Below are 20,520 nucleotides of genomic sequence, written 5' to 3'. Positions count from 1 at the left end.
AACCGGGGCGTCATCGCGAATCTGGCCGAATTGGCCGTATCGTCAACGGTCTCGATACGACCTCGTTCCGGCACGGAGGTCTCATGGGAGCGCCGAAGTCCAGGCCTGGCCCGCGGCCGCCTTCTCATATCCGTACTGATACAGCGCCCGCATATAGGCGGTGTCGAATCCTTCCGAGGGCGGTGCGGGGTAGTCGCGCGCGATGTAGGAGAGATGGAAGCCCAGGTGGTTGCGCCTGGCGAAATCATAGGTCGAGAAGATGATCGAGCGCGTCTGCGACTGCGTGATCGCCGACAGGCTGCGTGAGGCGACATCGACGGTGCTGTTGGACACGAGCTCGAAGTTGCGTTCGATCTTCTTGTTGACGAGGATGTAGATGTCCATCTTCGCACTGCCCGGCAGGCGGTTGCCCTGGAAGAGCAAGGCTTCCGGTAGCGTCAGCACCGGGGCCGTCACGCCGCCGTCGACGTGCATCTCCTGAAACCTGCGGCCCTGGCCTTCGGCGTCGATCATGATCGGTGGAAACACCAGGGGAATGCTGGCGGAGGCCGCCATCACGTCGCGAAACAGTTTGAGCGCCTCGGGCGTGCCGATCTCGGCGATCTTGCCCATGTTCCAGATCGCGGTGCGCTGGGTGTCCAGGTCGGTCGTCACGATCAGCAGCCGTCGGCCCCTGGCGTTTTCGCGCGCGACTTGCGCCATGATCTCTGGCCCGACATAGCGGGCGACCAGTTCGCGCAGCCTTGTGTTGCCGAACAGGCCGGATCCGAACAGCACGCGGATGATGCTGGGGTCGTTCAGGAGGCTTTCCGCGATGCCGCTGGTGTAGACCTCCTTCAACGTGTCGTCGTATTGCGGGCCGAGAAACGCAAAGGGCGCGATCAGTCCGCCGGTGCTCACGCCGGAGACGACCGAGAAGGTGGGGCGGGTTCTGGCCGCGGTCCAGCCGTTGAGCACGCCGACGCCGTAGGCACCGTCCGCACCGCCCCCGGAGAGCGCCAGATAGGACTTTGACGCGTTGCTGTTGTCCTTCTCGAAGCTGAACTTCGTGACGGGGTCGTCGGCGTAGCGCCGGAGGCCATCGATATCGAGCACGCGCGAGGTGCTGGCCTCGGCGGCGGTGTAGGGCGCGCGGGGCAGGGAGGTGCAGGCGCCGAGCGCCAGGCTGCACGCCAGGACCAGGAACCCGATCAGGCGGGCGCCTGTCTGCCTGTCCCGGCCATGTGAAGGGACGGGCACGTCAGTCGAATGTGAAGCGAAGGGCATCGTCGGTGGCTGGCGATCACGCATCTACCGCCGCCGGCAAACTCGCCGCGGCTTTTCGTCCAGCCCCCACCGTAAAACTACACGGTATCGTTTTGTTTAACAAGGTGGCGGGGACCATATCCGGGGCCATTTGTGTCCCAGTCTGAGGCACGGGGTGGCCGAAGTGCGGTCCCGCGGGTTGATCGGCCTTCTCCGACACGCAATAAGCACCGCCATGAATCGTCCTGACGCAGCTCTCCCCAATCATTTCGAACTGCTCGCCACCGATGGCACCGCGCGCACCGGGCGCCTGACCACGCCGCATGGCGTGGTGCGCACGCCGGCCTTCATGCCGGTCGGGACCGCCGGGGCCATGAAGGGCATGCACTGGCGCGAGGTGCGCGATGCCGGCGCCGACATCGTGCTCGGCAACACCTATCATCTGATGCTGCGCCCGGGCGCCGAGCGGATTGCGGCGCTCGGCGGCCTGCAGCGGTTCACCGGCTGGAACGGGCCGATGCTGACGGATTCCGGCGGCTTCCAGGTGATGTCGCTTGCTGACTTACGCAAGGTCAGCGAGCACGCCGTCACCTTCCGTTCGCATATCGACGGCGCCAAGGTCGAGCTGTCGCCGGAGCGCTCGATCGAGGTGCAGCGTTTCCTCGGCTCCGACATCGCCATGCAGATGGACGAATGCGTGCGGCTGCCTGCCGAGCACGCCGATATCGAGCGCGCGATGCAATTGTCGCTGCGCTGGGCCGAGCGCAGCAAGCGCGCCTTCGAGAGCGCGCCGGACGGTTACATGCTGTTCGGCATCGTGCAGGGCGGCGACGTGCCCCAGCTTCGTCATGCGAGCGCGGAAGGGCTCGTCGCGATCGGCTTCCACGGCTATGCGATCGGCGGCCTCGCGGTCGGCGAACCGCAGGCGGTGATGCTGGCGATGATCGACGAGACCGCACCGATGCTGCCGAAAGAGCGGCCGCGCTATCTGATGGGTGTCGGCACGCCCGACGACATCCTCGAAGCCGTGAAGCGCGGCATCGACATGTTCGATTGCGTGATGCCGACACGCAATGGCCGCCACGGCGTCGCGTTCACCCGCTTCGGTCAGGTGAATCTGCGCAATGCGCGTCATGCGGACGATCCGCGTCCGCTCGACGAAGAAAGCACATGGCCGTCGACGCGCAGCTACGCGCGCGCCTACCTGCATCATCTCGTCAAGGCGGGCGAGACGCTGGGGGCAATGCTGCTGTCCGAGATCAATATCGCTTACTATCAGTCCCTGATGCAGGGCATCAGGGATGCGATCGCACACGGAACGTTCGACGAGTTCTACCAGCGTACACGCGAGGACTGGGCGAGGGGCGACATCGCCCCGCGCCAGGGCGACTGAGGGTCAGTTGCACACGATCCGCTGCCTGACGGCATGCTTGGTCACGAAGCCGTAACCGCAATTGTCGCAGGTCCAGAGATAGCTGATCATGTGGTCCGAGACGTAGGCGGATGCTTCGGCGGCGACCATGGAGTCGGCGCAGACCGGACAGGTGGGCAACTCGCTACAACGCGGATCGCGGTTCAGCGCGACGGTCGACAACACTTCAGCAACTGCTGACATCGTGGTGACCTCCCTGCTTTAAGACGTAAGTCTAACATAAGCAGAATCACTTGACGAGGTCGCAACACAAAAGCGTTGGTTTTCTGATATTTGTAGCTCACGTGATTTTGCGATGCAGCGTATTTAACATGTGCCGCATTGTCGCTTGCGTGTCGCCGCAAGCTGTCTGTAACTGCGCAAGAGCCACGGCAGAAGCGCAAATTGTCGCTACAGGGAGTTCATCATGGACGCATCGTCCGCCACGCGTGCAGCGCATCAACCCGGCCGCGGCCGGATCTATGACTCGATTGTCGAAGCTTTTGGCGACACGCCGATCGTGCGATTGCGACGGCTGCCGGGCATGCACGGTGTGAACGCGACGATTTTGGCAAAACTTGAATATTTCAATCCGGCCGCGAGCGTGAAGGACCGCATCGGCGCGGCCATGATCATCGCCATGGAGAAGGCCGGTATCGTCAAGCCGGATACCGTGCTGATCGAACCGACCTCCGGCAATACCGGCATCGCACTCGCCTTCGTCGCCGCCTCGCGCGGCTACCGGCTCAAGCTCGTGATGCCGGAATCGATGTCGATCGAACGGCGCAAGATGCTGGCCTTTCTCGGCGCGGAGCTGGTGCTGACGCCGGCCGCACAAGGCATGAAGGGCGCGATCGCCGCCGCCGAGGAGCTGGTCAAGACGACGCCGAACTCGGTGATGCCGCAGCAGTTCAAGAACCTCGCCAATCCCGAGGTGCACCGCCGCACCACCGCGGAGGAGATCTGGAACGACACCGGCGGCAACATCGATTTCTTCGTTGCAGGCGTCGGCACCGGCGGCACGATCACCGGCGTCGGCCAGGTGCTCAAGCCGCGCAAGGGCTCGTTGCGGGTGGTGGCGGTCGAGCCGGAGGAGAGCCCGGTGCTATCAGGGGGACAGCATACGCCGCACAAGATCCAGGGCATCGGCGCGGGCTTCGTCCCTGATATCCTCGATCGCTCCGTGATCGACGAGATCGTCAAAATCAACTCGACCACGGCGATCGAGACCTCGCGCGCATTGGCGCGGCACGAGGGCATTCCGGGCGGTATCTCCTCGGGTGCTGCGATCGCCGCGGCGCTCCAGATCGGCAAGCGGCCGGAAGCTGCGGGAAAAACCATCCTGGCGGTGGTACCGTCCTTCTCCGAGCGGTATCTTTCGACGGCTCTGTTTGAGGGAATCTAGGACATGGCGGATCTACCGAGGCGGCCGCGCACGCTTGGCGATGCCAGGACCGAGGCCGAGGCGGCGTTCAAGAAGGTGACGGCCAAGGTCGCCGCGGCGCCGCCGAAGCAGAACGTGGCGCCTGGGATCAAGGAGCAGGTTACGCTGCGCATCGACCAGGACGTGCTGGAGTTCTTCCAGGAGGGCGGTCCCGGCTGGCAGGATCGCATCAACGAGGCGCTGCGGAAGGCGACGGGGAAGTAGCGCCCGGTCTTTCCAGGTCGCCCAACGAAAAAGCCCGGCGCGAGCCGGGCTTTTGTATTGTGTGCCGAGTATGAGCGACAGCTTGGAGGTGGAAGTCCTCTATCCAGCCTGATGGCGGCGAAGGATTAGCGAAGCGCAAGGGCGTCATCGTGAGGTGGGGTCTGAAGAAAGCGTGGAGCAAAGCCGCGGCCCGATGGACAAACACCGGATAACGAGGCCTACCCGGCCGGACGAGCGAGCAATTGATCGCGAAGTCCAAGGTCATCAAAGGTCGGGGTGGTAAATTCGGCGGGCGTGCGGTGAAGGCGGTCGGTCTTACCTCGGGAGGTCTGCGCTGTGTCTCGGCAACGAGACTGAGACCGTCGCAAGACGGCCTGACCGCAGCGCAGAAGTCAGCCGAGGGCGTAGTAGGCGGCAGCGCGCCGCTGAAGGCCTGAACGGTGGAAGTGGTCAGTAGAGCGGCGATCTCGTGCGAGCCATGCGGCAGAAGAATCAGGTCGAGCTGAACTTGAGCCCCGGAGCGGAGGGTGAAGCCCGAAGCGCCGGCGCCCGAGAGCCTGAAGCGCGTGCGGCGGAAGTCTGTCTCGAACGCCCGGCGGTCGCAGGACCGTCGATGGAAGACGTTGTCGAGAGTGAGAATCTGAAGGCAGCGTTGGCGCAAGTAAAGCGCAACAAGGGCGCGGCGGGCGTCGACGGGATGACCGTCGGCGAGCTGTCAGCCCACCTGAAGGAGCACTGGCCTGCGATCCGAGCCCAGTTGCTTGACGGCACCTACAAGCCACAGCCGGTGCGGCGGGTGGAGATACCGAAGGCGTCGGGCGGCCTGCGGCCGCTCGGCATTCCGACGGTGCTCGACCGCTTGATCCAGCAGGCGGTGATGCAGGTGCTGCAGGCGGATTGGGATAGGACGTTCGCCGAGACGAGCTTCGGCTTTCGGCCGGGGCGCTCGGCACATCGGGCGGTGGAACGGGCGCAGGCGTACATTGCGGCCGGCCACAGCATCGTGGTGGACATCGACCTGGAGAAGTTCTTTGACCGGGTCAACCACGACATCCTGATGGGACTGGTTGCCAAGCGGGTTGCTGACAAGCGCATCCTGAAGCTCATCCGCGCCTTCCTGAATGCGGGTGTGTTGGAAGGAGGGCTGGTCAGTCCGACGGAAGAGGGCACGCCGCAGGGCGGTCCGCTCTCGCCGCTGTTGTCGAACCTGATGCTGGATGTGCTGGACAAGGAACTGGAGAAGCGCGGCCACCGCTTCGTGCGTTACGCCGACGACTGCAACATCTACGTGCGCAGTCAGCGGGCGGGCGAACGGGTGCTGGCTGGCGTCGAGAGGTTCCTCGAAAAGCGCCTCAAGCTCAAGATCAACAAAGCGAAGAGCGCGGTTGCCAAACCGAGTGTTCGCAAGTTCCTGGGCTTCAGCTTCACCGGCGGGCAAGAACCGCGGCGGCGCATCGCGCCGCAGGCACTCGCCCGCTTCAAGGCGAAGGTTCGGGAGCTCACGCGACGCACGCGTGGTCGATGCCTCGTGCAGATCGCCAAAGAACTGTCGACCTACCTGATTGGGTGGCACGGCTACTTCGGCTTCTGTCAAACCCCGTCGGTGTTGCGCGTGCTTGACCAGTGGATCAGGCGACGGTTGCGCGCCGTTGCCTGGAAGCAATGGAAGTATGGACCCGCTCGCTTTGCCGAGTTGCGACGCCGCGGCGTCGGCCGGGATCTGGCGGCGCAAACCGCCGGCAGCCCACGTGGCCCTTGGCGGCTCGCGAACAGCCCCGCGCTCACCATTGCTCTGCCAAACGGCTTCTTTGCCTCACTCGGCTTGGCTTCCGTCGCGGCACGGCGACCCGCATAATCCGCTGAACCGCCGGATACGGACCCGTATGTCCGGTGGTGTGGGAGGGGCGGAGCCGCGAGGCTTCCCCCTATCCCGATTGGGGTTTGATCTGGCCTCAGCGGCGGAACATGCCGCCCATCATGCCGCCGACGACGCCGCCGACGAAGGCCGCGCCGGCCGCATCGCCGGGGTTGCTGCGTTGGGGAGCCGGCGCCGGTGCGCTGCTGGCCGCGGGGGCGCTGGCGCGCCGGGCCGCCTTCTGGCTGTTGTCGCTCGCAGTCGGCGGAGCAGCCACGACCTCCGAGAGCAGCGCCTTGTGCTGGAGCTTGTTGAGGTAACCTGACGAAGGATAGCCGCGCGCGGCCTGCCAGCGCTTGAGTACGGTCCGGGTCTCGTCGCTGAACACGCCAGTCTGCTTGGTGTCGAAGCCGAGGCCGGTGAGGCGACGCTGCACGTCGCGGCGCTGGTTCTTGTCGAGGCCGATCTGGTCCTCGGTAATCTGAGTGGCCTCATCGGTGAAGGTCGCAGGATCGACGCCGGCGTTGAGGGTGCGCGTCGCGGTCGAGGGGCCGCTCTTGATCGCGGCAAGCCGCGCCAACGCCAGGGCCTTGAACTGGCCGTTCGGATAGGCCGAGAGGTAGGCGTTGAGCTCTTCCGGCTTGTTGGACTCCTTCACCGAGCGCCAGTATTCGAGTTCGACGCCGTCCGAGCCGCCAGTCGCCGCCGGCACGCTGCCAGCCGCCGTCGGCGCCGCGTTGGCAACCTGGGTGGTCGGGGCCTGGTTGAGATAGACGGCGCCGATCAGGTTGGTGTGGCCCCAGGGAAGCTGGCCCTTGTGGGTCTCTTCGTTGACCTGGGCGCGCACCGACGTCATCGCCTGCTGGATCTCGATGCCGGGCTTGGTGATGTTGTCGATCAGCGCGCGGGTGAACGGGCTGTTGTTGCCCTCCTGGCCGTCGAGCGCGGTCTGGCCGGGGCCGGTTGCGAACGCGATCAGCGTGCCTTCGCCGGACTTCATCTCGGCAAGGCCGCTCTGCACGTTGACGCTGCGGGTCGCGGAGTTCGACTTGATCTTGGCGGCGAACGGATTGTCGCGGCAGGCATCGAGGAAGACGAGCTTGACCTTGGCATCGCCCATGGTCTGCTCGAGTGTCAGGTCGATGTTGATCGCAGCGCCCAGCTTGACGTCCATCTCCGACTTGATGTCGGCGTCAACCGGCAGCAGGTAGTTGGTGCCGCCGACGGCGATGCCGTGACCGGCATAGTAGAACAATGCGATGTCGGAGCCCTGCGCCTTGCGGCCGAAGTCGAGCAGCTTTTCCGTCATCTGGTCGCGGCTGAGATTGGACCCTTCGATCACGTCAAAGCCGACATTGCGCAGCGTCGCCGCCATCGCCTTGGCGTCGATCGGCGGGTTCGGCAATTGCGCGACGTTCTTGTAGGAACCGTTGCCGACGACGAAAGCAACACGGCGGTCCGCCTTCGCGGCACTGACCGACAGTGCCATGCACATCAGCGAGGCGATGAGGGTGAGATAGCGCATCTGAAATCCCCAGAATCGAATTGCAGGCAGCAACAAATTGGCGACGAACCTACACGAAAACGCCCGGCTTCGCGCTAGCGAAACGACGGTTCGCCCAACCCACTGCTTCGCGGCCGAATGTGCACGATGGAATGCCCCTTCCAACGTGATCCAGATCACGTTCGACCACTTTGTTTTTGTCGCGCGACGCCGCGCGCCGGTTCATTGCGCGCGGGCCGGAATCGGGGCCGCCGGCTTCAGATTCAGGAGGTTGCCGAACAGGATCAGCGCCGCCCCGAGCACGGTCCAGCCGTCGAGCCGTTCTGAATACAGCAGCCAGCCGGCCGTCGCGGTGAGAGGAACCCGCAGGAAGTCCATCGGAACCACCACCGTCGCGTCCGCGTAGCGCATGGCGCTGGCGAGGCAATAATGCGCGAACGTGCCGCAGACCGAGATCACCGCCACCCAACCCCAGACATAAGTGGGCGGCCAGGCCCAGACATAGAGCGCCGGCAGGAAGCCTGCGACCGACTGCACGACCAGCATCCAGAACAGGACCGCCAGCGCGCTCTCGGTCCGGGTGAGCGATTTCACCAACGCCATGGACACGCCGAACCCGACCGCGGCGCCGAGCGCGATCAACTGGCCCTGATTGATCTCGCCGGTCGCGGGCCGCACGATGACGATCACGCCGACGAGGCCGAGCATGATCGCAGCGATCTTCCACGAGGTCATGCGCTCCGACAGAAAGCTCGCGGCGAGGATCGCCGTCCAGATCGGCATCGTGAACTCGATTGCCACCACCTGGCCGATCGGAATCAGCGTCAGCGCGAAGAACCAGCCGAGCTGTGAGACGTAGTGGATCAGATTGCGCGCGATGTGCTGCGGCAGGCGCCTCGTCCTGAGCGTCCCGAATCCGCCGGCGCGCCGGATCATCGGATACAGCATGCAGAGGCCGAGCAGCGAGCGAACCTCCATCACCTGGAAGACGTTCATCTCGCGCACGGCCTCGCGTCCCGCGACCGCCATCACCAGGGTCAGCGACAGCCACCCGGCCATCCACAATGCAGCCATCGTTTTGGACGGAGGAGTGGTCATTGGCGCGCGATGCGGAAGGAAAGGGCGTTGGAGGGCAGGCTGGTATCCGCGACATCAATACGGTTTACAACGGCCAAAACTGCGGATGCAGCGATGCACGGGTGCGTGCTAAGGGAGGGCCAACGAGCGAAATGGGAGAAACAGCTCATGCGTATCCTGCAGCCGGCCGAGTGGAAGAAACCGCGCGGCTTTTCCCATGGCGTCGTGGTCGAGGGGCCGGGCCGCTGGGTGGTGCTGGCCGGGCAGACCGGCGGCGACGAGGCGGGCGAATACGCCCCTGACATGGCGGGCCAGGTCGCAACCGCGCTGAAGCGGATCATCAAGCTGCTGGGCGAGGCCGGCGCCGGCCCCGAGCACATCGTCCGCCTAACCTGGTACCTGACCAGCCGCAGCGAATATGAGGCCGCAGGCGCCGGCATCGGCGCGGCCTGGAAGGAGACGCTGGGCCGCAATTTCCCGCCTTCGACGCTGCTCTACATCGGAGGCCTCGTCGACGACCGGGCCAAGGTCGAGATCGAGGTGACGGCGTTCGTTCCCAGCGCATAAAAAAATCGATCCGGCGCGGGCGCCGGATCGATTGTCGTGTCGTCGTACTGGCTTAGCGCGACATCGAGATGTTGGCGCCGCGGAACTGGCTGTCCGCGCGCATCGTGACCGTCTGCTTGTTGCCGGAGGTCCGCAGCGAGATGTTTGCGTTGAAACCAGCGGCGCTGGCGACCACCTCGAAACTTCCACCGCCACCGCGGCCCTGGAGCGAGCCGCTGATGTTACGGCTGGCCTCGCTCCAACCGCCGGTAATGGCGCTGCCTTCGGACCGGACGTTGGCGGCGAGGTTGAACTTGTAGGCGTCGCTGGCACAGGTCAGCGACATCTCCATGGTGGGCCCGATCGGAGCATATTTGGCCCGGCAACGGATGCGTTCGGTGGAGCCGTCATCCAGGGTGACGATCCCGCCGCCGCTCCAGCTGCCCGCGAGCGGGGCAAACGGGCCGGACTGGGCCTTGCTTTCAGTGTTCGCGAACGCTGCCGCAAGCAAAACGGCGGCCGCGATCAGCAGCCGCCGGCCTCCGGCGCGAGTCTCGATTGGTTTATTGGCGCGATGCTTCCCACCGCCCGCTGCACGGTATGCCTGCAGATGCTCCATTCCACTTCCCCGATCCGGCGTTGCCGCTGAGTTGACCGTTGGCATATGCACCATTGATCGAAACTTTCACAAGTCCCCCGCTGCCGATGGTGCCGGAAACGTTAGCGCCGGGCGCGGTGATCTTGCCGTCGGCGACTGTCAGCATGGAGCTTGCGGTCGGCTCGCAGGAACCGGACTTGGTCACGATGGTGACCTGCCAGTTGCCGTCATAGGGGGTCTGGGCGAAGGCGGTGGCGGCGAGGGTGCCGGCGAAAACTGAAGCGGCACAGAACGCCGCGATGCGACCAAAACGCATGAATTCCGTCCTTGAATTTGTCTGATATCCTGACGCTTATTCGGACGAAATGTGACGGAAATTTGTTGCAATGCCAAATCGAAAATTGTTCCTGTGGAAACAATGGTTTATTTGTGATTTTGGCTCCGATTTTTCAAGCGGAATCAATGCGGCTTCACGTTAAGGGTAAACGTCAGGACAGACTCGGCGCGGAAGTCGCGAACTGCTCGTCCTGAACCTTGGCCGGCAGTGCCTTGTGGACTTTGACGTAATCGATCACGTCGGCCAGCAATTTGAGCCCGAGCGGGGCGAGCGCGCGCTCCCAGAGTTCGCGGGCGGTCTCGCCCTTCTTGACGAAGCACCAGTCCTGCGCGGCGATGGCGCCGGCATCCATGCGATCGGCGAGATGATAGATCGTGCCACCGGCGATCGGATCGCCTTCCTTGATGGTCCATTCCACGGCGGCCTTGCCACGGTGGCGCGGCAGCAGCGAGGGGTGATAGCCGATCCCGCCGAACCGGGCGGCGGCGAGCGCGTCCTTTCCGATCCGGGCATGGCTATGCGCGGTGATGATCAAATCGGTGTCGGGCGCGATCTCGGAGGCAACCACCAGCTTCGGATTGGCCTGCACCACCACCTCGATGCCGGCCGCCCTGGCGGTCGCTGCAAGGCGGTCCTCGGCATCGGCCACCACGACCCGCGCGATCGACACGCTGTGCTCCCGGAGCATGTTCAGGGTGGTCACGCCGAAATGGCGGGAGCCGACGAGGGTAATGCGCATGTGTGTCCGATCCGTCTCGCAACTGCGTCATACCCCCGATAACACGTCCGGGCGCCGTGTCACCATCTGCGGGCCGTTTCTGCCGGTTATCAACAATGCGCCGGGCGCAGGAGACGGTGAATTCCGCGATTGCGCGGCCGACCGTTCCGGTGCTTGCATGCGCGCCATTGCACCGGCTCGGAGCGAGCGCATGCGCAGCGCCTGGTTCATCGTTCTTGCGACACTGATTGCGGCCACCCCGGGCCATGCCGGCGGGCCGTACCCGGCGGTCCCGCCCGAGATCGGCGTCGCGCCGTTCATCGGGCCGACCTGGGACGCTTATCGTTGCGCGGGGGGACCGGTCTATAATTTCTATGATGGCGCCTATTACGGCGAGGAGCCGCCGGCGCTCTATCGCGGCTACGCCTACCGGCCGCATTATCGCTACAGCGCCTATCGCCGACTGCCGCGGACGTACTTCTGCGTCGCCGACTAGCGTTGCCGCACGGCCACGGTCGAGCGGCAAATGATGATGTGACGGTTCCTGTGTTTCATTTCGAACAGAAAGAATCCATCCCGCCGTTAGAATGGCGATACCGGGGCTGGCGACATTTGATCCGGATCCATTTTCGAACCCGGCTTTGGCCGCTGGCCTGATCGCCAGCGGCCTTTTCATGCCGCGCGTCGCAAAATCATCTGACGGTAACGCGTTCTCAACCTGCCTGGCGTATCGACGAATCCGTCGCGGATTTGTAATGCGTACCGCGACACCGAAAATGTCCCGCCGGCGTGGGTGCGCCGCGCGGGCTTTTTCGCCGGGACCGATTTCATGCCGAGCGCGATTGAGCAGATCGTCGACATCTATGTCCGACTGAAGAACAGGCGCGGCCTCGACGAGCTGATGATGCACAGGCAGCGGCTCGCGGTCGATCTGAAGAGCAGGTCGGGCTATGATTTCAGCCTGCCGATCGGTCAGATCGACGAGGAGATCGCGATCATCGAGGCAGGTCTCAGCCGGCTGAAGGCTGGCTCCAACGATGCCGATACGACACGTTTGATCTGACGCGCTCAGTCGCGCCGGCCGCCGTCGATGACGGTGAACAATGGCCGCGCCGGGGTCGGCTCCGCCAGCAATTCCTCCACGAGTGCGGTGGCCGCATCGACATATTTTCGCGTTGGCTTGTCGAGCTCCCGCTTCGCCTCGTCGTCGAGCGCGACCTTGGCCGCCTCGACCAGCTTGCGCATCCGCGCCGCATGATCGTCGCCGGCCGTCAGGGTTGCGCGCGCCAGCGAGCGCAGCACGAACAGCTCGCCCTCGAGGCGGAGCAGACGATCGTTGAGCCTGGTGAGGACGGCGTTGAGGTCGGCCATTTCCGCGGTTCGTCGCTGTGGATTCGTCCTGATCTAGCGGCGATCGGTGAACGGAGTGCAAACGGCATCGGCGCAATTGGGCTGATCGTCCGCATGTCGCGGTGCCGCCGTTGTGACCGGTCGTGACGTCGCTTATGCGTGGGCACAGCATGGTTCCCGCACCACATGTCAGCCCGGGTGGACGTTTGGAGCCCGTGCGATGCGGTTTATCCCGATTGTGATCCTCTTGATGTCAGCATGCGCGGCTGCCGCCGCCGCGCCGGCGCACCACGCGCGCCCGCACCACCCCGTGGTCGTCCGTCCGGCCGAGGACGCGCCGGTGCCGCCCGGCTGGTACAAATTTCCCGGGTGGCCGCCGATCCCGCCGTCGGAGAACAGGAATCTCGATCCCTCCAATTTCGGCGGAGGCTGATCGCAGCTACGCAGCGCTTCGCGCCAGGTAGTCGCGCGCGAAGGCGAGATACCAGTCGAGGCAGCCGGGGTTGGCCATCGCCTCCTTGTTGATGACCTTCTCGACGGGCTGGCCGAGCAGCAGCTTCTTGATCGGCAGCTCCTGCTTCTTGCCCGACAGCGTGCGCGGGATCTCGGCGACGGCGAAGATCTCGTCCGGCAGGAAGCGCCGGGAGAGACCGGCCTCGATCGCCTTGTTGATCTTCTCCTGCATCGCGGCGTCGAGCGCGACGCCTTCGCGCAGCACCACGAACAGCGGCATGTAGCTGTCGCGGCCGAGATATTCGAGGTCGACGACGAGGGAGTCCAGCACTTCCGGCAAGGCTTCGATCGCGGAATAGAGTTCGCTCGTGCCCATGCGCAGGCCGTGCCGGTTGATGGTGGCATCGCTGCGGCCGTAGATGATGCAGGAGCCGTCCGGATTGACCTTGAGCCAGTCGCCGTGCCGCCACACGGGGCCGCGGCCGCTGCCGTCGAAATTGTCTGGATAGGTCTCGAAATAGCTTGAGCGGTAACGCACGCCGTCCTTGTCGTTCCAGAAGTAGAGCGGCATCGACGGCATCGGCTCGGTGCAGACGAGCTCGCCGACCTCGTCCGTGACGGCGCGGCCCTGTTCGCTGAAGGCTTCGACGGCGGCGCCGAGCAGGCGACACTGCATCGCGCCGGGCGTTTGTGGCAATTCGCGGTTGCCGCCGATGAAGGCGCCGGCGAAATCGGTGCCGCCGGAAATGTTCGCCCACCAGATGTCGGCCTGCGCCTTGCTGCCATTGGTCTTCGACAGTGCGGCGAAGCGGTCGTTGAACCAGGCTTGCGTGTCGGCGCTGAGCGGCGATCCGGTCGAGCCGAGGCAGCGCAGCCGCGACAGGTCGCCCGCGGCGGCAAGATCGATTTCGGCCTTGGCGCAGTTGGCGAAGAACGCCGCGCCCGCGCCGAAGAAGGTCGCTTTCGATTGCGCCACGAAGCGCCACAGCGTGGTCCAGTCCGGCTTGTCCTTGGCGCCGCCGGGGCTGCCGTCGAAGATGCAGCAGGTGGCGCCGCCGAGCAGGCCGCCGACTTGCGAATTCCACATGATCCAGCCGGTCGAAGAGTACCAGTGATAGCGCTCGCCGAAAGAGTTTTGGTGATAGGAGCAGCCGATGTCGTTGTGCAGGCCGAGCAGCGCCAGCACCACGATGACGATGCCGCCATGGCCGTGCACGATCGGCTTGGGCAGGCCGGTGGTGCCGCTGGAATAGACGATCCAGAGCGGATGATCGAACGGCAGCCAGGCCGGCTCGAACGTGTCAATCGCGGCGCTTGTCCTGGCGACAATATCGGAGAGCAGGGCATCCGGCGCGGCAGGCGCACCGGCCTCGCTGTGCAGGATGACATGCGCGACCGTGGGCAGCGATCGCCGCAGTTCGGCGACGACGTCGCGCCGGTCGTGCCGCCGGCCGGCATAGGTGACGGCGTCGCAGGCGATCAGCACTTTGGGTTCGATCTGCTTGAAGCGGTCGATCACGGCGGGCGCGGCCATGTCGGGTGCGCAGACGCTCCAGACCGCGCCGATGCTGGCGGTCGCGAGGAACGCGATGATGGTCTCGGGAATGTTGGGCAGATAGGCCGCGACGCGGTCGCCGGGCTTGATACCGTTATCCTTCAGATGCAGCGCGAGCGCGGCCGCCTTGCGCCGCAGCTCCGGCCAGCTCGTTTCCCTCAGCTTGCCGTCCTCGCCGCCGCTGACGATCGCGGGCAGGCCGGCGGCGTCGGCGGCTTCGACATGCCGGAATACCTGACGCGCGTAGTTCACCTGCGCGCCTGGAAACCAGACCGCGCCGGGCATCTTGCGCTCGGTGATCACGGCCGCGAACGGCGTCGGCGATTGCAGATCATAATAGTCCCAGATGCTGCGCCAGAAGCCGTCGAGATCGCGCACCGACCATTGCCGCATGTCTTCGTAGCTGCCGAAGGTGAGGCCACGCTGCTCGGCGAGCCAGTTGCGATAGAGGGCGATCTGGGGAACGAAAGGTGCGGTCATTGCGTGTCGGCTTCAGTTGCGGGGAAGGGGAGTTTAAGCCGTCTCGCAGCTTAGCAGAAGCCGCGGTACTAGCGGGCGGCTTTGACCGGGCTAACGGGTCCGGCCTTCGCCAGCGCGACGTGGCAGAGATCGCAACCATCGCTTCAACAGATTCGTCATTGCGAGCGCAGCGAAACAATCCAGGCTGTCACGCGCGGAACGATTCTGGATTGCTTCGCTGCGCTCGCAATGACGGAGGTGTGGGGGAACGCAATCTTGGTCTGTCAGCGTGGCGGAGCCATGCTGTCGGGGGCAAAGTCGGTCGGCAGGCCGTCGATGCTCTTCATGTTCTTCAGACCCCAGTATTTTCGCAGATTGTTGACGCCCTGCGCCGTCCAGTAGCGCACGAGGTTGCCACGCTCTTGCTTGTAGTCGAACAGCGGCACGCCCAGACCGCACGACGTCTGCACGAGGTCAATCGAGAGGCGTACGATTTGGCGGGCGCCTGCAACTTCCTCGAACTTCGGAACGAGATCGGCGTACTCCGGCGTGCCGCGCATCAGCGATCGACCCTGACCATAGAGCCGCAGGATCATCGGATCGCCATCGAAGGCGCAAAACATGATGGTCAGCCGCTTGTCGTTCGAGGCGACCAGATGCGCGCGGGTCTCGCTGCCGCTGCCAGTGCAATCGAGGTAGGCGACGTCAGTTTCTCCGAGCACCCGGAATGAGGACAGGCCCTTGGGCGAGACGTTGATGCGTCCCTTCGGCGGGGCGCTGGCGACGAAGAAGATCTTCTGCCGCTCGATGAAAGCCCTGTGCTCTGGCTCGATCCTTGCGAATTGCTTGCCCATTTCCGTCCGTCCTTTGCGTAGCGACGAAGCCGAGGCCGAAACTAACATGTCAAATGTACCGGTTTAAGGATACACGTTATCCTGGTATAAAGACCACCATGAAAGGACAGGATCCGATTGCTCCGGCACTCTCGCTCAGCGCGTTCTTGCGGGCGCTCCGGGAGCGCCAGTCTCCGGCGGAATTCGGTCTCGCCGCCGGACCACGACGGCGCACGCCCGGCCTCCGGCGCGAGGAGGTCGCTCAGCTCTGCGGATTGAGCGCCACCTGGTACACATGGATCGAGCAGGGGCGCGATGTGTCCGTCTCTGCTTCGACACTTGCGCGCCTCGCACGCGGATTGCGCCTGTCACGAGCCGAGCGCGGCTATCTGTTTGAGCTTGCGGGCAAGCGCGATCCGGAGCGGCCGGGCAACAGGGATGATCCACCTGAGGGGGTACTGGCCTGCGTCGATGCGATCGATGGTCCCGCCTACATCCTCGATCGCACATGGAGCGCGCGCCGTTGGAACGCGAAAGCGTCCCGACTGTTTGCGGGATGGCTCGATGCTGACGGCGAAAAAAACTTTCTGCGCTACATCTTCCTCCGGCCTGAGGCGCGAACTCTGATCCTGGACTGGACGTCCCGTGCGCATCGCGTCGTCGCAGAGTTCCGCGCCGTGGTGACGGGCTACGCCGACGATCCGGATATTCGCCGCCTCGTAGACGAACTGAGAATTGGAAGCTCGGACTTCGAGCGCTGCTGGGAGACGCAGGGGGTTTTGGCACGCGAAGGGGGCGAACGTGCGTTCGATCATCCGACCATGGGACTGCTGCGCTATCAGCAGGTGTCGCTGTCTCTTGCGGGCTGGCCCGACTATCGACTGACGATGCTTCTCTCTGCGCCAACCATACGCAATCGATGACCGGTATCGCGGCCAAACCCGCCGCGCGGCCCGCTCGCTCGTCAGCGTCCGTCTACTACCAACCCACGCCCGCCCAGCGCCGGCCGAATACCGGCGGCTTCGTCTTCACGGCTTGCCAGTCGAAGAAGTGATGCTTGCCGGACCATGCGTGCACCACGCCGCTGCAGATTTTGCATTTGAAGCTGCCGGAATGCGCTTCGCTGTGCTCTTCCCTGGTCGCGGTGTAGTTCATGCTGCAACCGGTGCAGGTGAATTCTTCGATCGTCCAGATGCTGTTGGCCATTTGCACGGAATGTTTTCTTGGGACCTCGGTGCACGGTAGGAGCGGGTCTTTGCATCGGCGTAAACTGGGGCAACGAAATCCGGTTAATCGCCGTTAGCCAAACCGGGCTCCGCTCCGAGCCAGTGCAGGATGTTCCGGGTGTTCGGAGCGCCGGTCAGTCCAAATCGCGCCGCCGACAGGTCCAAGCGCGCGCCTGGTCCGGCAGCTAGATTTCACCCAGTCGCCTCGGTCGGGAGGCGCGCAAGCGGGGGTGAGATGATGGGGACAAAGCTCGTTTTGACGGCCGCGCTGCTGTCGCTGGCAACGCCGGCATTCGCTGCGGATATCATCGCGCCTGCGCCGGTGAAGGCGCCGGTGCCGGCTGCGATCTTCACCTGGACCGGCTTCTATATCGGCGCCCACGGCGGCGGCGCCTGGAGCAAGTGGACAGGCATCGACCCGACCGATCCGACCGCGGTCTGGAGCTCCGTCACCGCCAGCGGCGGCATCGTCGGCGGCCAGATCGGCGGCAACTACCAGATCGGCAATGTCGTGGTGGGGCTCGAGGGCACCGGCGCCTGGTCCAGCGTCGCGCAGAACGCCGGCGGTCCGTTCGGCGGCGGCGCCGGCTTCACTTTGTCGCTCAAGAACGACTACATCGCCACGGTCGCCGGCCGGTTCGGCGTCGCCTTCGACCGCGTGCTGCTCTACGCCAAGGGCGGTGCGGCCTTCACCCGCGACAAGTACAATGCCAATAATGGCCTTGCCGGCGCGCTCGCCGGTTCTGCCTCGGGCAGCTTCAACCGCACCGGCTGGCTCGCCGGCGGCGGCGTCGAATGGATGTTCATGCCGAACTGGTCGGTGAGGGCCGAGTACAACTACATGGGCTTCGCCGCGATCACCGAGCAGCCGGCGACATCAGGCAACCTGGCGGCCACGCCGGCCAATGTGAAGCTGAACATCCAGACCGGAACGGTCGGCGTGAACTACCACTTCTAGCCGCGCAGGCGTTGCCGCAGGATCAGCCCTCGGTCCGGTCAAGCCGGAGCGGGAGCCCGGTCGTCTTGACGCCGGATGCGGGGCTGGCAATAACGGCTGGCCCGTGCATGTGCCGGAACCAGCGTCGATGCCGCAAAGAAAGTCGTGCCCGTGAAAAGCCTCCGTCAGCTCCTGACGGGAGAGGACATCATCCAGCTCGTGATCCGGCTCGGCCTGCTCGCCCTGCTGATCATCTGGACCTTCCTGATCATCCGCCCGTTCGTGCCGATCCTGGCCTGGAGCGGCGTGCTCGCGGTCGCGTTCTATCCGGCCTTCAGCTGGGTCGCCAAGATCCTCGGCGGTCGGCCCAAGACCGCCGCGGCGATCCTCACCTTGATCACGCTCGGCATCGTCATCGGCCCTGCAACCTGGCTCGGTATCAGCGCGGTGGACGGCGTGCGCGAGCTGGCGCACCAGCTCGGCACCGGCGATCTCGCGCTCCAGTCGGCGCCGGAGCAGCTCAAGTCGTGGCCGCTCGTCGGCCCGTGGCTCTACGACCTCTGGGACCAGGCCTACACCAACATCCGCGCGGTGCTGCGCGAAGTGGCGCCCTATCTCCAGCCGCTGGCAGGACCGCTGCTGTCGTTCGCGGGCGATGCCGGCGTCGGCACGCTCCAGTTTCTGGTCTCGGTGTTCGTCGCCGGCTTCCTGTTCCCGCATGGGCCGCGGTTGGTTGCGGCCAGCCGCGGCTTCCTGTTTCGCATCGTGCCCGAGCAGAGCGAGCATTTCCTGGGGCTCGCCGGCGCGACCATCCGCGCCGTGGCTCAAGGGGTGATCGGCGTCGCGATCGTGCAGGCACTGCTCGCCGGCATCGGCTTCAAGCTCGCAGCCGTTCCGAGCGCCGGCCTTCTCGCCTTCATCGTGCTGCTGCTCTCGATCGTGCAGATCGGCGCCTTCCTCGTGCTGCTGCCGGTGATCATCTGGATCTGGACCGCCAAGGACGTCACCACGGCGCTGCTGCTCACGGTGTTTCTCGTCCTGGTCGGCTTCATCGACACCATGTTGAAGCCGCTCGTGATGGGGCGCGGTCTGACCACGCCGACCATCGTGATCTTCGTCGGCGTGATCGGCGGCACGCTCGCCCATGGCATCGTCGGCCTGTTCATCGGGCCGATCATCCTGTCGGTTGCCTGGGAGATGATGATGGCCTGGATCAGGACGGAGGACCGGGCGGGGGCGGGCGCGAAGGCGAGCGAAGGCTGATCTTGCGTCCTCGAACGGCGCGATCTGAACGCCGTGTCGCAGCTGGCCCGAAGGCCCGCGGCCTGTGATCAAGGCGCGTCCCGAACTTGTCTATCCGACTAGACAAGTTACGATTGGGACGATTCTAATTTCGATTACGGCAGCAATGGCGAAGTCTTCCAAGCTGGTTGCCGCCAAGCGCGGCAAGGTATTGTTGGTCAGACGCCGGTCGGACGGCCTGTGGATGTTCCCGGGCGGCCGCAAGCGCGCGCGCGAGTCCGAGAAGGACTGCCTGCGGCGCGAGATCAAGGAGGAGCTGCCCAAGCTGAAGCTCGGCCGGATCAGCCTCTGGAAGGAAGTGAAGGCCAGGAACAAGCGCTCCGGCCGCAAGATGAGCGATGCGATCTTCATCGCCAAGGGCGCCAAGGGCAGGCTCGCGATCGGCGACAAGAAGGAGATCGACCGCGCCGCCTGGCAGAAGCCGCGCGGCATCCGCCTGACCCCGACCTCGCGCTATATCCGCGACCGCCTGTTTCCGAGGAAGCCGCGGCGGCGCGGCTGAGTTCGCGTTCTCGCGAAGTGGATACCGGTTGGCGTCAAGACAACGCGTCAAAATAGGAATCCAGGGCCCCGTTCCGATTCTATCGGAACGGACAACGGCTCTAGTCTTCCCGATCCACCGATCGGTCCCGCCCGGCGAATGACCGCGAGCGCGCCGCGCGCGGCTCCGGCGCGACGCGCCTTGCCGCCTCGGCCTCGCGCTGTTCCTTGCGCGCCTTGCGCGCGTTGCGCATCGCGCGCTTGACGAAGGGGTGCTGCGAATCCTCGGCGAAAAACAGCACCACCTCGCAACTCGGACATTGCCTGGAATAGCCGTCCTGCAACCGCCCGGCGCGATCGCGGAACACGGACTTGCAGCGCGTGCACTGAATCTGGACGAAACTCATGCGCGACCGACAATGACCGATGGGAATGGATCGTCAGGTGATCCCAAATGTCTGAAGAAAGCCTGAAGGCCTTGGTGAATTCACCGGAGGTCTTGTCGCAGCCGATGTCGTGCGCACGACGGCGATGCTCGCAAGATGCGGCCGGGCGTCATCGGCCCGCCGCGACTGGCGGCAGGCAGAGGTCGTCAACAGGCTCAGGTCGTTAGAGCTGCCCGACCAGCCGCTATTGCCTGGCTGCGAGCGTGTCGAGGCAATGGTTCAGATACGCGGTGCGATCCCTGGGCAGCACCTTGTCGAGATCGGCCTTCAGCGCGCATTCACGCTGCCGCAACTGCTCGGCCCGGCGCTTCTCGGCTGCCTCGCGGAATTCGGGAGCAACCTTGTTGGGATCGACCAGCGGCTGCGAGCGGGCAGGGGACGCCGCAAGGAGTGCAATGGCGGCGACGAAAATGAATGGTTTCAAATGAGCCTCCGTAAAAGAAGGCATCCTAGCCCGCGGCGCGCGCAGGCTCAAACCGGAGGTGCGGTACCCCGTTCCGGCATGATCGGGCCGCGCCAACAACCAACAGCGCGTGTGAA

The 20,520-nt window shown here is 64.8% G+C and carries 25 protein-coding genes; 12 read left to right on the top strand and 13 right to left on the bottom strand.

The features are described 5' to 3' along the window. Positions 1-81 precede the first annotated feature (81 nt). On the bottom strand, positions 82-1,290 hold the full coding sequence (locus tag AAFG50_RS22260) for a patatin-like phospholipase family protein (RefSeq protein ID WP_028171892.1): 1,209 nt from the start codon (positions 1,288-1,290) through the stop codon (positions 82-84). Between the two features lie 190 nt (positions 1,291-1,480). On the opposite strand from AAFG50_RS22260, the gene tgt reads away from it, so the two are divergent. Continuing rightward, on the top strand, positions 1,481-2,638 hold the full coding sequence (tgt, locus tag AAFG50_RS22255) for a tRNA guanosine(34) transglycosylase Tgt (protein WP_028171893.1): 1,158 nt from the start codon (positions 1,481-1,483) through the stop codon (positions 2,636-2,638). A gap of 3 nt (positions 2,639-2,641) precedes the next feature. On the opposite strand, the gene AAFG50_RS22250 is transcribed toward tgt, so the two are convergent. Further along, a complete protein-coding gene (locus tag AAFG50_RS22250) occupies positions 2,642-2,860 on the bottom strand; it encodes a hypothetical protein (protein ID WP_028171894.1) in 219 nt (72 codons plus the stop codon). A gap of 223 nt (positions 2,861-3,083) precedes the next feature. Here AAFG50_RS22250 and cysK point away from each other — a divergent pair, with 223 nt between their 5' ends. From cysK to ltrA, 3 genes are all read left to right on the top strand, one after another. Further along, a complete protein-coding gene (gene cysK, locus AAFG50_RS22245) occupies positions 3,084-4,061 on the top strand; it encodes a cysteine synthase A (protein WP_028171895.1) in 978 nt (325 codons plus the stop codon). 3 nt (positions 4,062-4,064) lie between these two features. Next, the gene (locus AAFG50_RS22240; RefSeq protein ID WP_028171896.1) at positions 4,065-4,304 is read left to right on the top strand and encodes a BrnA antitoxin family protein; all 240 of its coding nucleotides are present in this window, start codon (positions 4,065-4,067) and stop codon (positions 4,302-4,304) included. Between the two features lie 478 nt (positions 4,305-4,782). Beyond that, complete coding sequence (ltrA, locus tag AAFG50_RS22235) at positions 4,783-6,159, top strand: group II intron reverse transcriptase/maturase (RefSeq protein WP_028144467.1); 1,377 nt, start codon at positions 4,783-4,785, stop codon at positions 6,157-6,159. Between the two features lie 97 nt (positions 6,160-6,256). Here ltrA and AAFG50_RS22230 read toward each other — a convergent pair whose 3' ends face one another. Together AAFG50_RS22230 and AAFG50_RS22225 are read right to left on the bottom strand one after the other, a co-directional pair. Continuing rightward, positions 6,257-7,684 (bottom strand): caspase family protein, encoded by a 1,428-nt coding sequence (locus AAFG50_RS22230; RefSeq protein WP_028173937.1) that lies wholly within the window; start codon positions 7,682-7,684, stop codon positions 6,257-6,259. 201 nt (positions 7,685-7,885) lie between these two features. Next, complete coding sequence (locus AAFG50_RS22225) at positions 7,886-8,761, bottom strand: DMT family transporter (protein ID WP_028173938.1); 876 nt, start codon at positions 8,759-8,761, stop codon at positions 7,886-7,888. A gap of 147 nt (positions 8,762-8,908) precedes the next feature. On the opposite strand from AAFG50_RS22225, the gene AAFG50_RS22220 reads away from it, so the two are divergent. Further along, positions 8,909-9,307, top strand: coding sequence for a RidA family protein (locus AAFG50_RS22220; RefSeq protein WP_011087447.1), 399 nt, complete (start codon positions 8,909-8,911; stop codon positions 9,305-9,307). Positions 9,308-9,359: 52 nt separating this feature from the next. On the opposite strand, the gene AAFG50_RS22215 is transcribed toward AAFG50_RS22220, so the two are convergent. The 3 genes from AAFG50_RS22215 to AAFG50_RS22205 form a co-directional block, all read right to left on the bottom strand. After that, positions 9,360-9,905, bottom strand: coding sequence for a hypothetical protein (locus tag AAFG50_RS22215; RefSeq protein WP_028173939.1), 546 nt, complete (start codon positions 9,903-9,905; stop codon positions 9,360-9,362). Then, on the bottom strand, positions 9,850-10,200 hold the full coding sequence (locus tag AAFG50_RS22210; RefSeq protein ID WP_038967470.1) for a hypothetical protein: 351 nt from the start codon (positions 10,198-10,200) through the stop codon (positions 9,850-9,852). The genes AAFG50_RS22215 and AAFG50_RS22210 overlap by 56 nt, the downstream gene beginning before the upstream one ends. A 172-nt stretch (positions 10,201-10,372) precedes the next feature. Further along, positions 10,373-10,960: a formyltransferase family protein gene (locus AAFG50_RS22205; RefSeq protein ID WP_011087445.1), complete on the bottom strand. Its 588-nt coding sequence runs from the start codon at positions 10,958-10,960 to the stop codon at positions 10,373-10,375. A gap of 190 nt (positions 10,961-11,150) precedes the next feature. On the opposite strand from AAFG50_RS22205, the gene AAFG50_RS22200 reads away from it, so the two are divergent. Together AAFG50_RS22200 and AAFG50_RS22195 are read left to right on the top strand one after the other, a co-directional pair. Next, complete coding sequence (locus tag AAFG50_RS22200) at positions 11,151-11,435, top strand: hypothetical protein (protein WP_028173940.1); 285 nt, start codon at positions 11,151-11,153, stop codon at positions 11,433-11,435. Positions 11,436-11,768: 333 nt separating this feature from the next. Then, positions 11,769-12,002, top strand: coding sequence for a hypothetical protein (locus tag AAFG50_RS22195; protein ID WP_028173941.1), 234 nt, complete (start codon positions 11,769-11,771; stop codon positions 12,000-12,002). Positions 12,003-12,007: 5 nt separating this feature from the next. On the opposite strand, the gene AAFG50_RS22190 is transcribed toward AAFG50_RS22195, so the two are convergent. Then, a complete protein-coding gene (locus AAFG50_RS22190) occupies positions 12,008-12,310 on the bottom strand; it encodes a hypothetical protein (protein WP_028173942.1) in 303 nt (100 codons plus the stop codon). A 199-nt stretch (positions 12,311-12,509) separates the two neighbouring features. On the opposite strand from AAFG50_RS22190, the gene AAFG50_RS22185 reads away from it, so the two are divergent. Then, a complete protein-coding gene (locus AAFG50_RS22185) occupies positions 12,510-12,722 on the top strand; it encodes a hypothetical protein (RefSeq protein WP_028173943.1) in 213 nt (70 codons plus the stop codon). A 6-nt stretch (positions 12,723-12,728) separates the two neighbouring features. On the opposite strand, the gene AAFG50_RS22180 is transcribed toward AAFG50_RS22185, so the two are convergent. After that, positions 12,729-14,777: an acetoacetate--CoA ligase gene (locus AAFG50_RS22180; protein ID WP_028173944.1), complete on the bottom strand. Its 2,049-nt coding sequence runs from the start codon at positions 14,775-14,777 to the stop codon at positions 12,729-12,731. A gap of 263 nt (positions 14,778-15,040) precedes the next feature. Continuing rightward, entirely contained in the window at positions 15,041-15,610 is a 570-nt protein-coding gene (locus tag AAFG50_RS22175) for a pyridoxamine 5'-phosphate oxidase family protein (protein ID WP_028173945.1), read from the bottom strand. A gap of 98 nt (positions 15,611-15,708) precedes the next feature. Here AAFG50_RS22175 and AAFG50_RS22170 point away from each other — a divergent pair, with 98 nt between their 5' ends. After that, the gene (locus AAFG50_RS22170) at positions 15,709-16,512 is read left to right on the top strand and encodes a helix-turn-helix transcriptional regulator (RefSeq protein ID WP_028173946.1); all 804 of its coding nucleotides are present in this window, start codon (positions 15,709-15,711) and stop codon (positions 16,510-16,512) included. 55 nt (positions 16,513-16,567) lie between these two features. Here the strand turns inward: AAFG50_RS22170 and AAFG50_RS22165 are convergent, their stop codons facing one another. Further along, entirely contained in the window at positions 16,568-16,795 is a 228-nt protein-coding gene (locus AAFG50_RS22165) for a hypothetical protein (RefSeq protein ID WP_028173947.1), read from the bottom strand. Between the two features lie 255 nt (positions 16,796-17,050). Here AAFG50_RS22165 and AAFG50_RS22160 point away from each other — a divergent pair, with 255 nt between their 5' ends. The 3 genes from AAFG50_RS22160 to AAFG50_RS22150 all read left to right on the top strand — a co-directional run bounded on the left by AAFG50_RS22160 (position 17,051) and on the right by AAFG50_RS22150 (position 19,556). Then, a complete protein-coding gene (locus tag AAFG50_RS22160; RefSeq protein WP_231166485.1) occupies positions 17,051-17,773 on the top strand; it encodes an outer membrane beta-barrel protein in 723 nt (240 codons plus the stop codon). 150 nt (positions 17,774-17,923) lie between these two features. Then, positions 17,924-19,015, top strand: coding sequence for an AI-2E family transporter (locus tag AAFG50_RS22155; RefSeq protein ID WP_162185837.1), 1,092 nt, complete (start codon positions 17,924-17,926; stop codon positions 19,013-19,015). 145 nt (positions 19,016-19,160) lie between these two features. After that, entirely contained in the window at positions 19,161-19,556 is a 396-nt protein-coding gene (locus AAFG50_RS22150; RefSeq protein WP_028173949.1) for an NUDIX hydrolase, read from the top strand. A gap of 100 nt (positions 19,557-19,656) precedes the next feature. Here the strand turns inward: AAFG50_RS22150 and AAFG50_RS22145 are convergent, their stop codons facing one another. Both AAFG50_RS22145 and AAFG50_RS22140 read right to left on the bottom strand, forming a co-directional pair. Further along, on the bottom strand, positions 19,657-19,839 hold the full coding sequence (locus AAFG50_RS22145; RefSeq protein WP_231166484.1) for a hypothetical protein: 183 nt from the start codon (positions 19,837-19,839) through the stop codon (positions 19,657-19,659). Positions 19,840-20,164: 325 nt separating this feature from the next. Further along, positions 20,165-20,404, bottom strand: coding sequence for a hypothetical protein (locus AAFG50_RS22140; RefSeq protein WP_028173951.1), 240 nt, complete (start codon positions 20,402-20,404; stop codon positions 20,165-20,167). Between the last annotated feature and the right edge of the window lie 116 nt (positions 20,405-20,520).

The organism is Bradyrhizobium sp. B039 (assembly GCF_038965675.1).
Taxonomy (GTDB): domain Bacteria; phylum Pseudomonadota; class Alphaproteobacteria; order Rhizobiales; family Xanthobacteraceae; genus Bradyrhizobium; species Bradyrhizobium diazoefficiens.
The sequence above is the reverse complement of the archived record's forward strand: the minus strand, read 5'-3'. Positions and strand labels throughout refer to the sequence as shown.

Coding starts and splice junctions, on each gene's coding strand:
- AAFG50_RS22260 (WP_028171892.1), bottom strand. CDS start 1,290: ATGCGTGATCGCCAGCCACCGACGATGCCCTTCGCTTCACATTCGACT.
- tgt (WP_028171893.1), top strand. CDS start 1,481: ATGAATCGTCCTGACGCAGCTCTCCCCAATCATTTCGAACTGCTCGCC.
- AAFG50_RS22250 (WP_028171894.1), bottom strand. CDS start 2,860: ATGTCAGCAGTTGCTGAAGTGTTGTCGACCGTCGCGCTGAACCGCGAT.
- cysK (WP_028171895.1), top strand. CDS start 3,084: ATGGACGCATCGTCCGCCACGCGTGCAGCGCATCAACCCGGCCGCGGC.
- AAFG50_RS22240 (WP_028171896.1), top strand. CDS start 4,065: ATGGCGGATCTACCGAGGCGGCCGCGCACGCTTGGCGATGCCAGGACC.
- ltrA (WP_028144467.1), top strand. CDS start 4,783: ATGCGGCAGAAGAATCAGGTCGAGCTGAACTTGAGCCCCGGAGCGGAG.
- AAFG50_RS22230 (WP_028173937.1), bottom strand. CDS start 7,684: ATGCGCTATCTCACCCTCATCGCCTCGCTGATGTGCATGGCACTGTCG.
- AAFG50_RS22225 (WP_028173938.1), bottom strand. CDS start 8,761: ATGACCACTCCTCCGTCCAAAACGATGGCTGCATTGTGGATGGCCGGG.
- AAFG50_RS22220 (WP_011087447.1), top strand. CDS start 8,909: ATGCGTATCCTGCAGCCGGCCGAGTGGAAGAAACCGCGCGGCTTTTCC.
- AAFG50_RS22215 (WP_028173939.1), bottom strand. CDS start 9,905: ATGGAGCATCTGCAGGCATACCGTGCAGCGGGCGGTGGGAAGCATCGC.
- AAFG50_RS22210 (WP_038967470.1), bottom strand. CDS start 10,200: ATGCGTTTTGGTCGCATCGCGGCGTTCTGTGCCGCTTCAGTTTTCGCC.
- AAFG50_RS22205 (WP_011087445.1), bottom strand. CDS start 10,960: ATGCGCATTACCCTCGTCGGCTCCCGCCATTTCGGCGTGACCACCCTG.
- AAFG50_RS22200 (WP_028173940.1), top strand. CDS start 11,151: ATGCGCAGCGCCTGGTTCATCGTTCTTGCGACACTGATTGCGGCCACC.
- AAFG50_RS22195 (WP_028173941.1), top strand. CDS start 11,769: ATGCCGAGCGCGATTGAGCAGATCGTCGACATCTATGTCCGACTGAAG.
- AAFG50_RS22190 (WP_028173942.1), bottom strand. CDS start 12,310: ATGGCCGACCTCAACGCCGTCCTCACCAGGCTCAACGATCGTCTGCTC.
- AAFG50_RS22185 (WP_028173943.1), top strand. CDS start 12,510: ATGCGGTTTATCCCGATTGTGATCCTCTTGATGTCAGCATGCGCGGCT.
- AAFG50_RS22180 (WP_028173944.1), bottom strand. CDS start 14,777: ATGACCGCACCTTTCGTTCCCCAGATCGCCCTCTATCGCAACTGGCTC.
- AAFG50_RS22175 (WP_028173945.1), bottom strand. CDS start 15,610: ATGGGCAAGCAATTCGCAAGGATCGAGCCAGAGCACAGGGCTTTCATC.
- AAFG50_RS22170 (WP_028173946.1), top strand. CDS start 15,709: ATGAAAGGACAGGATCCGATTGCTCCGGCACTCTCGCTCAGCGCGTTC.
- AAFG50_RS22165 (WP_028173947.1), bottom strand. CDS start 16,795: ATGGCCAACAGCATCTGGACGATCGAAGAATTCACCTGCACCGGTTGC.
- AAFG50_RS22160 (WP_231166485.1), top strand. CDS start 17,051: ATGATGGGGACAAAGCTCGTTTTGACGGCCGCGCTGCTGTCGCTGGCA.
- AAFG50_RS22150 (WP_028173949.1), top strand. CDS start 19,161: ATGGCGAAGTCTTCCAAGCTGGTTGCCGCCAAGCGCGGCAAGGTATTG.